This window comes from Streptomyces sp. NPDC021012 (assembly GCF_044333355.1).
GTDB lineage: Bacteria > Actinomycetota > Actinomycetes > Streptomycetales > Streptomycetaceae > Streptomyces.
Genome location: NZ_JBIRQU010000005.1, coordinates 29,583 through 41,424, shown reverse-complemented (window position 1 = coordinate 41,424; position 11,842 = coordinate 29,583). Strand labels below are relative to the sequence as shown.

Here is an 11,842-nt window from a genome sequence, read left to right as displayed (position 1 = left end):
AGCGGTGGGAGAAGGGGCCACACAGTCTCACGGCCGGAGCGGCCGGAAGGTTCAGGACGCGCGTGCCGTTTCGAGCTGGTCCGTCGGCACGACCTGGGTGAAGACGTCGTCGTAGCTGTGCACCTCGTCCGTCCCGGAGAGCAGGTACGCCTGCGCCTCGCCCACGTGGAAGTACACGCCGTGCAGCGTGAGCGTGCCCTCGGCCAGTCGGCGCGCGACCGACTCGTACGCCCTCAGGTGCTCCAGTTGCTGGACCACATTGGTCAGGCAGAGCTGCTCGACCGCGTCGGCCGGCAGGCGCCCGGAGATCCGGGCCCAGGCATGGCGTCGACTCGCCATCCGCTCCAGGCTGGGTCTGCCGTGGCGCAGCCAGCGGCGGAGCGGGGTCGGCGGGTCGTCCGGGCTGCCGCTCAGCAGGGCCTGCATCGCACCGCAGCCGGAGTGGCCGCAGACGGTGATCGACGAGACCCGCAGCACCTCCACCGCGTACTCGATCGCCGCCGCCACCGAGTCGTCCCCGCTCTCCTCGCCGGGGAGCGGGACGAGGTTGCCCACGTTGCGCACGGTGAAGAGGTCGCCGGGGCCGCTGGAGGTGATCATGCTGGTGACGAGCCGGGAGTCGGCGCAGGTCAGGAAGAGCTGCGAGGGCCGCTGCCCCTCCCGGGCGAGCCGCGCGAGCTCCTCCCGCACCAGTGGGGCGGTGTTCCGCTGGAACTTCCCGATGCCGCTCGCCAGGTGAAGCCCCGTCGTCGGTCTGCTCGTCTCCGGTCCGCTCGCCTCCGCTCCGGTCGTCTCCGGCCCGGTCGTCGCCGGCCCGTTCTCCGAGGGCTGCGCCTCCCCGCACTGGTGGTTGTGCCAGGGCGTCCAGGGTCGGCAGCAGGGGTGCGCGGCGGAGGCGGTGACGGGGGCGGGCTCGGCGATCCGGACACCGGTGGGGCCGGTCGTCTCGACCGTCCCGCCGTGGGCGAGGTGCCCGGTGGTCCAGTCGCTCAGCGCCTCGTAGGCGGCGTGGTCCATGAAGGACCCGTCGAGCTCGACCACCACGTCGGAGCCCTGCGGCAGCTGGTGCAGGGCCCGGCTGAGCCGGGGCACGGCGAGGAAGGTCAGCTGGCCACGGACGCGCAGCAGTTGGCGCCCGTCCCGCTCCTCGCGGGTGATCCGGGTGCGGGCCAGCCGGTGCAGGGCGACCGCGATGGCCACGGCGATGCCGAGGGCGACGCCCTCCAGGATGCCGACGAGGACGACACCGGCCAGCGTCACCGCGTAGACGACGACCTCGCGGTGGCGCGTCACCGTACGGATGTGGGTGATGCTCACCATCTGGATGCCGACCACCATGACGAGCGCGGCGAGCGCGGCCAGCGGGATCAGGTCGAGCACCGGCACGAGCAGCAGGGCCGCGAGCACGATCCACAGGCCGTGCAGCATGGTCGAGGCGCGGCTCACCGCGCCCGCCGAGACGTTGGCGACGCTGCGGACCGCGACCCCGGCGACCGGGAGGCCGCCGAGCGCCCCGGAGACCACGTTGGCCGCGCCCTGTCCGGCGAGCTCGCGGTCGAGGCGGGAGCGGGGGACGCCCTTGCCGTGGTCCGCCCGGGTGGCGACCAGCTTGTCGACCGCCACGGCCGACAGCAGTGACTGCACGCTGGTGACGAGGGTGATCGTGAGCACGCCCGCCGCGATGCCGAGGACCGGGCCCTCGGGCAGGCCGGGCAGCGCGTGACTGCTCCAGGACGGCAGGTCCACGCGGGGCACGGCGAGTCCGGCGAAGGCGGCCACGGCCGTCGCCCCGGCCACCGCGACGAGCGCGGCCGGAACCTTCCGTACGAGCCGTCCCGCGCGGCCCGGCAACCGGGGCCAGCACAGCAGCACGGCCACGGTGAGGGCGCTGATGGTCAGCGTGGCCGGGTGCGCGCGCGCCAACTGGGCGGGCAGACCGAGGGCGTTGTCGACGGCGGAGCTCTGCGGGGTGCCGCCGAGCACGATGTGGAGCTGGGCGAGGGCGATGGTGACGCCGATGCCGGCCAGCATGCCGTGCACGATCGCGGGCGAGACGGCGAGTGCCGAGCGGGCCACGCGCAGGGCCGACAGGGCGAGTTGGGTGAGGCCGGCGAGGACGGTGATGGCGCAGGTGGTGCGCCAGCCGTACCGCTGGATGAGCTCGGCGGTCACGACGGTGAGTCCGGCGGCGGGGCCGCTCACCTGGAGCGGGGAGCCGCCGAACCGGCCGGCGACGAGGCCGCCGACGGCGGCGGCGACCAGGCCGGACTGGAGCGGGGCTCCGGTGGCGAGCGCGATGCCGAGGGAGAGCGGCAGCGCGATCAGGAAGACGGCGACGGACGCGGAGAGGTCGGCGCCGGCGAGGGGGAAGCGGAAGCGGCGCGGCCCCTCCGGCGGGCTGTGGGGCCGCTGGATCCGGGGTCGGCTGGTCGTGCGGGCAGGGGCGTAGAGGGTCATTCCCGTCTCCTCCGGGGCAGCGCGGTCGCGGCTCGTGCGGGGTGCAGCGGCGGGATTCCCGGCGAGGCCCCCAGAACAGGGGATCAACGCTCGGTAAATGGATCGTAATGGAGAGTAAAGACTGCGGCATTATTTTCAGGGCAAACAGGGCAATAATTCACCGGTTCCGGTGACAGAGCGTGCGTAAACCGGCTTGTCGTTGACGCCCTCCGGTCCTCGTGGTGCGACGTTGGCGCCGCTTGTAGGGAAATCCGAGGATCTGAGGAAAGGTGCGCGGATGTCAGCCGCCCGCAGAACGACCACTGTCCGGAGGAAGGCGCTCACCGTCGGCGCCCTGACCCTCACCCTCGCCGCCGGCCTCGCAGGCTGCTCGGACTCCGGCGGCACCACCACGAAGGGCGCACCGGGCGGTGCGGCCGCGGGCGCCAGGAAGGGCCCGGCCGCGGCCCCGCAGAGCGCACCCCGGCTGATCGGCGACGGTTCGACCGCCTTCACCGGCGCCCAGCCCCACCAGCCCGTCTGGCACAGGCTCAAGCCCGGCGAGACCCCGCCGCAGTTCGTGGTCTTCTCGTGGGACGGCGCGGGCGAGGACAGCCAGAAGCTGTTCTCCCACTTCCGCGCGGTCGGCAGGAAGTACGACGCCAAGATGACGTACTTCCTCAGCGGCGTGTACCTCCTGCCGGAGGAGAAGAAGGAGCTCTACGACCCGCCGCAGCACAGCGCCGGCCGCTCCGACATCGGCTTCAACGACGTCGAGGGCATCCGCGCCACCGTCCGCGAACTGCGCGGCGCGTGGCAGGAGGGCAACGAGATCGGCACCCACTTCAACGGCCACTTCTGCGGCCCCGACGGCGGCGTCGGGAACTGGTCCGTCGAGGAGTGGAAGAGCGAGATCAACCAGGCCAAGTCCTTCGTCAAGAACTGGCGGACGAACGCCGGCCTGCGCGCCGAGCAGCCACTGCCCTTCGACTACGACAAGGAACTCGTCGGCGCCCGCACCCCCTGCCTGGAGGGCCGGAAGAACTTCGTCGAGGCCGCGTCGCAGATGGGCTTCCGCTATGACACCAGCGGCGTCAACGACCAGATCTGGCCCAAGAAGGACCAGGGCCTGTGGGACCTGTCGATGCAGCTCGTGCCCGTCCCGGGCCGCGCCTTCCAGACGCTCTCCATGGACTACAACTTCCTGGTGAACCAGTCCCCGGGCACGACCCAGGGCGACCCGTCGCAGCGCGAGTACTGGGGCGACCAGATGCGGGACGGCCTGGTGCAGGCCTTCGACCGCTCCTACAAGGGCAACCGTGCGCCGCTCATCATCGGCAACCACTTCGAGTCCTGGAACGGCGGCGTCTACATGCGGGCCGTCGAGGAGACCATCGCCACCGTCTGCGTGCAGAAGGACGTCAAGTGCGTCTCCTTCCGCCAGCTCGCCGACTGGCTCGACGCCCAGGACCCCGAAGTCATCGCCAAGATGCGCACGTTGAAGGTCGGCGAGGCCCCGCAGGGCGGCTGGCAGGCCTTCCTGTCGGCCCGGCCGCCCGCCGCCCCGGCGGGCGGGCGGCACTGAGCCTTCTCTCCCGTACGAACCCGGGGTCGACCCGCGTCGCCAGGCCGACCCCGGTTCCTCCCGCCCCGGTTCCTCTCGCCCCGCCCCGCCCCTCCGCCCCGCCCGGTGCCCTCAGCCGAACTGCGGCACGGCGAGCGCCTCGTCCAGGACGAACCCGGGGTCGACCTGCGCCGCCAGATCGGCCCCGGTCTTGGCGTTGCCCCAGCTCTCCGCGTTGCGCAGGTGGAAGTGGACCATCTGGCGCGTGTAGCGCTCCCAGTCGCGGTGGGCGTACGAGTCGTCCGCCGCGTCCTGGAGGGCCTGGAGCGCCATGCGGTTCTCCGCCTCCAGAAGCTCGAAGCGCGGCGGACGGCCCTTCTCCATCGCGCGGACCCAGTCCGAGTGCCCCACCGTCACGAGCAGGTCCTCGCCCACCTCCTCGCGCAGGAAGTCGAGGTCGTCCTGCCCCTGCACCTTGTTGCCGACGACCTTCAGCGCCACGCCGAAGTCCCGCGCGTACTCCTTGTACTGGCGGTAGACCGAGACGCCCTTGCGGGTCGGCTCGGCGACCAGGAAGGTCATGTCGAAGCGGGTGAAGAGACCGGAGGCGAACGAGTCCGAACCCGCCGTCATGTCGACGACCACGTACTCGTCGGCCCCGTCGACCAGGTGGTTGAGGCAGAGCTCCACCGCGCCGACCTTCGAGTGGTAGCAGGAGACCCCGAGGTCCGACTCCGTGAAGGGGCCGGTCGCCATCAGCCGGATCTCGCCGTCGTCGAGCCGGACCGTACGCGCGCACGCCTCGTACACCGGGTTGTCCTCGCGGACCCTCAGCAGCCGCGAACCCTCCCCGGGCGGCGTCGTCTTGATCATCGTGTCGGCGGAGGCGATCCGCGGATTGCTGCCCCGCAGGTACTCCTTGATGAGCGGCAGGTGCGCACCCATCGCGGGCAGCGCGGCGGCCTCCGCCTCGGGCAGGCCGAGCGCGGCGCCCAGGTGCTGGTTGATGTCGGCGTCGACGGCGACGACCGGTGCTTCGTTGGCGGCGAGGTGGCGGATGAAGAGCGAGGACAGCGTGGTCTTGCCGCTGCCGCCCTTCCCCACGAAAGCGATCTTCATGTTCACCTAGCGTAGTGGCACGCTAGCTCCTCGTGGTCAAGGTGCGTGAAGAAGACCACTCCATCGTGGGGCGGGCCCCTGAGGCGCGTAGCCTCCCTACTTATGAGTACGCACGCCTCTGACCCCTTGGCCGCGCTCGGCTCCCTGCCGGGCGTCGCCGAAGCGGTGGACTCCGTACGCAAGGCCGTCGACCGGGTCTACGGCCACCGCGTGATGCGCCGCCGCAGCAACGAGATCTCCTCCGAGGCGGCCCTGCGCGGCGCGCGCGGCTCGGCCGCCCTGTCCGGGGCCGACTGGGCCCTGGAAGAGGTCCGCCGGCGCACCGACTTCAGCGCCGACGCCGAGGCCCGCACGGTCGGCGCCGCCCTGCGCCTCGGCGCCGAGGCCGGGCAGCTGCTCTCCATCTGGCGCCAGTCGCCGCTGCGCGTGCTCGCCCGGCTCCACCTGGTCGCGGCCGGGGACGCGGGCGTCCCGGGAGGCACGGGCCCCGGCGACTCCGTGGGCCGCCCCCGGCTGGACGGTGAGACGGTCGACGAACCGCTGGTCGACGCCCCGCTGCCGACGCCCGCAGAGGTCGCGGGACGGCTCGACGGGCTCGCCGAGCTGATCGTCGCCGGCAGCGAGGCCCCGGCGCTCGTGACGGCTGCTGTGGTCCACGGCGAGCTGCTCGCGCTGCGCCCGTTCACCTCGTACAACGGTCTGGTCGCACGGGCGGCGGAGCGGATCACGCTGGTCGGCAGCGGTCTCGACCCCAAGGCGATCTGCCCGGCCGAGGTCGGCCACGCGGAGCAGGGCCGGGCCGCGTACCTCGCCGCGTTCGAGGGGTACCTCTCGGGCACCCCGGACGGCGTGGGTGCCTGGATCGCGCACTGCGGCCGCTCGGTCGAGCTGGGAGTCCGTGAGTCGACGGCCGTCTGCGAAGCCCTCCAGCGCGGCGCCGCCTGAGAAGCCGGGCCCTTCGGGGGATCGGGGCTTTGGGGCCTCGGGCCCTTGGGTTGGGGCCTCGGACCTCGGGCTTTGGGGAAGGGCCTGAGCCGGGAGGGGTCTGGGCCGGGCCGAGGCCGGGGATACGGGCCGGGCCGGGGCCGGGGATACGGCCCGGGTTCGAAATGGGTTGCGGCGGCACCAATCCTGGTACCGCCGCTGGCACGTCCACCCAGTTACCAAGCGTCCTCGATATGTGCCCATCAGGCCGGGAACTTTGCCCGTGGCCTGGTGCGGCTGGCCCGTAATCGACGGGTCGACGTCGCGTGGGTGCCCGGTTTCAGTGCTTAGGTCCGTGGGGCCTTCATGCTCAACAGGTGATCCTCTCGGATGTCCTCGGTCTCGCGGGCCTGATTCCTTTCTACTCCTGTCCGGGTGGAAGCGAAAGTGGTGGATCCGCTTCTCGGCCAATCGTTCAAATCCGGGCAAATTCCCCGGCGAGCCGCTGGGTGAGGGCGGACTGCCGGCGCCGGGCCGCGTACCAGACGAGTCCGGCCCCGACGGCTGCCGCTCCCACCGCCGCCGCGGCGACCAGCGTGGGGCGGGGCGGCATCCGGAACTCCGGCAGTCGCTGCTTGAGACGCACCGGCTTTTCGAAGGCGAGCACGGGCCATTCCCGCGCCACGGCCTCACGGCGCAGCGTCCGGTCGGGATTGACCGCGTACGGATGGCCGACGGCTTCCAGCATGGGGATGTCGGTCGCCGAATCGCTGTACGCGTAGCAGCGCGAGAGGTCGTAGCCCTCCGACTCCGCGAGCTCCCGGACAGCCTCCGCCTTCGTCGGCCCGTAGGCGTAGTACTCCACTTCCCCGGTGAAGCACCCGTCCTCGCCGACCACCATCCGGGTGGCGACGACCCGGTCGGCGCCGAGCATCTCGCCGATCGGCTCGACGACCTCGGCACCGGAGGTCGAGACGATCACGACGTCGCGGCCGGCGGCGTGGTGTTCCTCGATGAGGGACGCCGCTTCGTCGTAGATGATCGGGTCGATCAGATCGTGGAGGGTCTCGGCGACGAGCTCCTTCACCTGGGCGACGTTCCAGCCTTTGCAGAGCGCGGAAAGATATTCACGCATCCGCTCCATCTGGTCGTGATCGGCTCCGCCCACCAGGAAGACGAACTGGATGTAGGCCGTCCGCAGGGCGGCGCGGCGGCTGATCAGTCCGCCCCGGTAGAAGGACTTGCTGAAGGTCAGCGTCGATGACTTCGCAATGACCGTCTTGTCCAGGTCAAAGAAGGCGGCTGTGCGCGGCAAGGAGTGGTTTTCCACGAGCCCGAGCATAGGTGCCCGCCATTCGGCGTACGCTGGGGCGCGTGGGTTTGCCTGAGAAGGCTCTCGGGTACACCATGGAAGTCACGGATCGTTCGCGACCGTGCTAACCCGGTCCGGCTCCTCCCCCCCCGAGTCGGCCGGAGAGACGACCCCCGCTCTCCCCCCCGGCGGGGGTCGTCGCATGTCCGGAGCCGTTTTGGCTCTGCGTGCCATCGGCTGCTCCCTTCCTTACGCGTATCGGTCATGAGCTGATCGAGGCCCCGCCCGCCCCTCGATTCATCACTCACAGTAATCGGTGGGCTGCGTTCCGGACAGTCCCCGGAGGGGTGGTGGAGTTATTCACAGCCCCCCGCTTATCCACAGTTTTTCGGCAAGATCGGCACGATTTCCGGGACGGCCCCACGGTGATTCCTGTCGCGAAGTTCGCGGACGGCAGGAATCACGAGAGGGGTGTGCGCCATGGAGACTTCCAGGACTTCCGGGACGGGGGGTACGACCCGCGGTCCGGCGGCGTGGGCACGGGGCCTGAGGGGACCGGAGCCGCGGGAGACCGGGGCGCGGGGAGCGGGCTCGCCGGCGGGGGACGGACCGCGCCGGGCCGGGCCGCTGATCGTCACCGAGGACCTCGGGCTGCTCGACGACCTCCTGCGGCTGTGCGCCGCGGCCGGGGTCGAGCCCGAGGTCCACCACCGGGTGCCGGAGCGGCGGGCGAGCTGGACCGATCCACCGCTCGTCCTGGTCGGCGACGACGCCGCGGCCCGCTGTCGGGGAGCGGTGCGCCGGCCGGGGACCCTCCTCGTCGGCCGTGACCGGGACGATCCGGAGCTGTGGCGGCTGGCGGTCGAGATCGGCGCGGAGAGCGTGCTGAACCTCCCGGGCGCCGAGAGCGTCCTCGTCGACCGCCTGGCCGACGCGGCCGAGGGCGCGGACCGGCCGGCACTGACGGTCGGCGTCGTCGGCGGCCGGGGCGGCGCGGGAGCCTCCACCCTGGCGTGCGGTCTCGCGCTGGCCGCCGCGAGGGCCGGGCACCGCACGCTGCTCGTCGACGGCGACCCGCTGGGAGGAGGGCTCGACGTGTTGCTCGGCGGTGAGCGCGAGGAGGGCAGACGATGGCCCGACTTCGCCGCCTCCAAGGGCCGACTGGCCGGCGGAGCCCTGGAGGAGTCCCTGCCGTCGGTGCGCGGGGTCCGGGTGCTCAGCTGGGGCCGGGAGCCGGCCGCGCCGGTGCCGCCCGAGGCCGTGCGGTCCGTGCTCGCCGCCGCGCGCCGCCGGGGCGGGGCCGTCGTGGTCGACCTGCCGCGCGGGACCGATTCTTCGGTCACCGAGGCCCTGGCCCAGCTCGACCTCGGACTGCTCGTCGTCCCCGGGGAGTTGAGGGCCCTCGCGGCCGCCCACCGGATGGTCTCGACGATCGGCCCGGCCGTGCGCGACCTGCGCGCCGTGGTCCGCGGGCCGTACGCGTCGGGGCTCGACGAGCGATGGGTCGCCGACGCGCTGCGGCTGGCCCTCGCCGGTGAACTCCCTTACGACCCGGGGATCGTGGCCGACCAGGACGCGGGGGTGCCGCCGGGAGCCGAGCCCCGGGGTCCCCTCGGCCGGTTCTGCACCGCCTTCTGGGAGCGCGCCGGCGGTGCGGCATGACCGGGGCAGGGGGCGCGTCCCGGGCCGAGGGCGGCGGGGCGGGGCTCCTCGACGCCGTGCGGCAGCGGCTCGCGGCGAGCGGGGCCGAGCCCACCCCGGCGCGCGTGGCGGCGGCGCTGCGGGCCCAGGGCAGGCTGCTCGGCGACGCGGAAGTGCTCGGCGCGGCCGAGGAGCTGAGGTGCGAGCTGATCGGCACCGGTCCGCTGGAGCCGCTGCTCGCCGATCCGGCGGTCACCGACGTCCTGGTCTCCGCACCCGACCGGGTGTGGGTGGACAGGGGCACCGGTCTGGAACGGGCCCCGGTGTCCTTCCCCGACGCCGCCGCCGTCCGCCGGCTCGCGCAGCGGCTCGCCGCGGTGGCCGGGCGCAGGCTCGACGATGCCCGGCCCTGGGTCGACGCCCGGCTCCCCGACGGCACCCGGATGCATGCGGTACTGCCGCCGGTCGCGGTCGGCTCGACCTGCCTGTCACTGCGGGTGGTCCGCCCGCGCGCCTTCTCCCTGGAGGAACTGGTCGCGGCGGGCACCGTCCCGCCGGACGGCGCCCCGATCCTCCGGGCCCTGATCGACGCCCGCGTGTCGTACCTCGTCAGCGGCGGCACCGGGACGGGCAAGACCACGCTCCTCGCCTCGCTCCTCGGGCTCGTGGGGGAGCGGGAGCGGATCGTGATCGCCGAGGACTCGGCGGAACTGCGGCCGGACCACCCGCACGTGGTGCGCCTGGAGGCGCGCCCGGCGAACCAGGAGGGCGCCGGGCTCGTCACCTTGCGGGACCTGGTCCGCCAGGCGCTCCGGATGCGCCCCGACCGGCTGGTGGTCGGCGAGGTCAGAGGCGGCGAGGCGGTGGACCTGCTGGCCGCTCTCAACACGGGCCACGAAGGCGGTTGCGGAACCGTCCATGCCAATACGGCGGCGGACGTGCCCGCGCGGCTCGAAGCCCTGGGAACGGCGGCCGGACTCGACCGGGCCGCCCTGCACAGCCAGCTGGGCGCGGGCCTGTCGATCGTGCTGCACGTCGTACGGAACCGGGACGGGCGGCGGCGGATCGCCGAGGCACACGTCCTGGAGCGGGACCGGGACGGCCTGGTCCGGACGGTGCCCGCGTTGCGGTGGGGCGCGGCCGGGTTCGAGCGGGAGCGGGGCTGGGAGCGGCTGAGGGCATTGATCGGAGGGGGAGCGCGGTGACAGTGGAACTGGTCCAGGTGAGGGGCGTGGCACACGGGGCGGCGACGCTCTGCGCGGTGCTCGCCCTGTGGTGGGCGGCCGAGCGGCGGCGCGGTGCGGGGCGGGCGCGGGCGGTGCTCGCCGGTGGAGCGCCCGGCGGGCGAGGCGGCGATGAGTGGCCGGCGGCGGTCGCGCGGTGGTGGGCCGTGCTGAAGGAGCGGCGCGCATGGCTGTGCCTGCCGGTGGCGGGGGTTCTCGCCCTCCTCGGCGAGTCACCGCTGCCGCTGGTGGCGGGGGCGCTCGCGGTGCCCCTCGTGGGGCGGCGACTGAGGGCCGCCGGGCGCCGAAAGGAACGGGAAGCGCGGGCCGAGCGGGTGGTGGCCCTGTGCGGGGCGGTCGTCGGGGAGCTGAGGGCCGGCTGGCAGCCCGCGCAGGCGCTGTCCTTCGCGGCCCGCGAGACGGGCGCGCTCGGCGCCGCGGAGGCACCGGTCCTCGCAGCGGCCCGGTTCGGCGGGGACGTGCCCGAGGCACTGCGGCGGGCGGCCCGGCAGGACGGCGCCGACGGGCTCGCGGGCATGGCGGCCTGCTGGCAGGTGGCCGTGGACGGAGGCGCGGGCCTGGCTGCCGGACTCGACCGGCTGGAGGCCGCCCTGCGGGACCACCGCGAGCAGCGCGACCGCCTACGGGCCGAACTGGCCGGCGCCTGGGCCACGGTGACCGTCCTCGCACTGCTCCCGGCGGCCGGACTCGCCCTCGGCGCCGCCCTGGGCGCCGACCCGCTGCGGGTGCTGCTGCACACGCCGGCCGGCCTGGGCTGCCTGGCCGTGGGCGGGGCGCTGGAAGCGGCCGGACTGTGGTGGGCCGCGCGGATCGTACGAGGAGGGGAACGGGCATGACACCGGACGTCGTTCGGGTGGTGGGCCTCCTGGCCCTGGCGGTGGTCGTGTGCGCGCAGGGCGCCCTGGAGGTGCTGCGCGGGCTGCGGGCGCGCCGGACACGACGGCGAGCGGGAGGCCTTCTCCCGAGCCCGGAACCACGCCTCCGGAAGGCCCGAGGCGCGCTGCCGCCGTGGATGGGGCTCTGGTTGCCGCCTCTCGCGGGAGTCGGCATCGGCTGGGTGCTGTTCGGCGGGATCGGCGGCTTGTGCGCCGGGGCCCTGACAGCCGCAGGGATGAGATGGCGGGCTACGAGGAAGGCCGTGCCGTCCACCGGCGACGAGGAGGCGGCGCACCATCTTCCGCTCGCCGCAGATCTGTTGGCGGCCTGCGCCGCCTCCGGAGCCGGGCCCGGAGCGGCGGCTGAGGCGGTGGGCCGGTCGCTCGGCGGACCGCTCGGCGAACGCCTGGCCCGCACGGCCGCGGAACTGCGGCTCGGCGGCGAACCGGCCGAGGTGTGGGGGAGGTTCGGTGCGATACCGGGCGCCGAAGGACTGGCCCGCTGCATGGAGCGGGCCGGTTCCTCGGGAGCGCCGGCGGCGGAGGCCGTCGCCAGGCACGCGACCGCCCTCCGCGCCACCCGCGCCCGCGCCGCGGCGGCCCGGGCACGCCGGGCCCAGGTCCTGATCAGCGCGCCCGTGGGGCTCTGTTTCCTTCCCGCCTTCCTGGCGGTGGGGGTGGCCCCGGTGGTGATCGGCCTCGCGGCGGGGCTGCTGGACGGATGAAG

9 protein-coding genes are annotated in these 11,842 nt (G+C 73.7%); 6 read left to right on the top strand and 3 right to left on the bottom strand.

Annotated features, from left to right (window positions below; translation table 11 throughout):
• Positions 1-51 precede the first annotated feature (51 nt).
• Positions 52-2,457 (bottom strand): SulP family inorganic anion transporter, encoded by a 2,406-nt coding sequence (locus tag ACH4TP_RS17605; RefSeq protein WP_398181604.1) that lies wholly within the window; start codon positions 2,455-2,457, stop codon positions 52-54.
• Positions 2,458-2,734: 277 nt separating this feature from the next.
• On the opposite strand from ACH4TP_RS17605, the gene ACH4TP_RS17600 reads away from it, so the two are divergent.
• Positions 2,735-4,021, top strand: a complete 1,287-nt coding sequence (locus ACH4TP_RS17600) for a hypothetical protein (protein WP_398438469.1) — start codon at positions 2,735-2,737, stop codon at positions 4,019-4,021.
• A gap of 111 nt (positions 4,022-4,132) precedes the next feature.
• On the opposite strand, the gene ACH4TP_RS17595 is transcribed toward ACH4TP_RS17600, so the two are convergent.
• Entirely contained in the window at positions 4,133-5,119 is a 987-nt protein-coding gene (locus tag ACH4TP_RS17595; RefSeq protein ID WP_398181610.1) for an ATP-binding protein, read from the bottom strand.
• Positions 5,120-5,221: 102 nt separating this feature from the next.
• Here ACH4TP_RS17595 and ACH4TP_RS17590 point away from each other — a divergent pair, with 102 nt between their 5' ends.
• Positions 5,222-6,064, top strand: coding sequence for an oxidoreductase (locus tag ACH4TP_RS17590; RefSeq protein WP_398181613.1), 843 nt, complete (start codon positions 5,222-5,224; stop codon positions 6,062-6,064).
• 454 nt (positions 6,065-6,518) lie between these two features.
• Here ACH4TP_RS17590 and ACH4TP_RS17585 read toward each other — a convergent pair whose 3' ends face one another.
• Positions 6,519-7,385, bottom strand: coding sequence for an HAD family hydrolase (locus ACH4TP_RS17585; protein ID WP_398438468.1), 867 nt, complete (start codon positions 7,383-7,385; stop codon positions 6,519-6,521).
• Positions 7,386-7,835: 450 nt separating this feature from the next.
• Between ACH4TP_RS17585 and ssd the strand changes: the two genes are divergently transcribed.
• The 4 genes from ssd to ACH4TP_RS17565 are packed head-to-tail and all read left to right on the top strand — an operon-like array spanning position 7,836 to position 11,840.
• Positions 7,836-9,017, top strand: a complete 1,182-nt coding sequence (gene ssd / locus ACH4TP_RS17580; RefSeq protein ID WP_398438467.1) for a septum site-determining protein Ssd — start codon at positions 7,836-7,838, stop codon at positions 9,015-9,017.
• Complete coding sequence (locus ACH4TP_RS17575; RefSeq protein ID WP_398438466.1) at positions 9,014-10,201, top strand: TadA family conjugal transfer-associated ATPase; 1,188 nt, start codon at positions 9,014-9,016, stop codon at positions 10,199-10,201. The genes ssd and ACH4TP_RS17575 overlap by 4 nt, the downstream gene beginning before the upstream one ends.
• Positions 10,198-11,076: a type II secretion system F family protein gene (locus ACH4TP_RS17570; protein WP_398181622.1), complete on the top strand. Its 879-nt coding sequence runs from the start codon at positions 10,198-10,200 to the stop codon at positions 11,074-11,076. The genes ACH4TP_RS17575 and ACH4TP_RS17570 overlap by 4 nt, the downstream gene beginning before the upstream one ends.
• Positions 11,073-11,840 (top strand): type II secretion system F family protein, encoded by a 768-nt coding sequence (locus ACH4TP_RS17565; RefSeq protein WP_398438465.1) that lies wholly within the window; start codon positions 11,073-11,075, stop codon positions 11,838-11,840. Before ACH4TP_RS17570 ends, ACH4TP_RS17565 begins: the two co-directional genes overlap by 4 nt.
• Positions 11,841-11,842: the final 2 nt, after the last annotated feature.

Excerpts from the sequence above, each read along its gene's own strand:
- ACH4TP_RS17605 (WP_398181604.1), bottom strand. The coding sequence starts at position 2,457 with ATGACCCTCTACGCCCCTGCCCGCACGACCAGCCGACCCCGGATCCAG.
- ACH4TP_RS17600 (WP_398438469.1), top strand. The coding sequence starts at position 2,735 with ATGTCAGCCGCCCGCAGAACGACCACTGTCCGGAGGAAGGCGCTCACC.
- ACH4TP_RS17595 (WP_398181610.1), bottom strand. The coding sequence starts at position 5,119 with ATGAAGATCGCTTTCGTGGGGAAGGGCGGCAGCGGCAAGACCACGCTG.
- ACH4TP_RS17590 (WP_398181613.1), top strand. The coding sequence starts at position 5,222 with ATGAGTACGCACGCCTCTGACCCCTTGGCCGCGCTCGGCTCCCTGCCG.
- ACH4TP_RS17585 (WP_398438468.1), bottom strand. The coding sequence starts at position 7,385 with ATGCTCGGGCTCGTGGAAAACCACTCCTTGCCGCGCACAGCCGCCTTC.
- ssd (WP_398438467.1), top strand. The coding sequence starts at position 7,836 with ATGGAGACTTCCAGGACTTCCGGGACGGGGGGTACGACCCGCGGTCCG.
- ACH4TP_RS17575 (WP_398438466.1), top strand. The coding sequence starts at position 9,014 with ATGACCGGGGCAGGGGGCGCGTCCCGGGCCGAGGGCGGCGGGGCGGGG.
- ACH4TP_RS17565 (WP_398438465.1), top strand. The coding sequence starts at position 11,073 with ATGACACCGGACGTCGTTCGGGTGGTGGGCCTCCTGGCCCTGGCGGTG.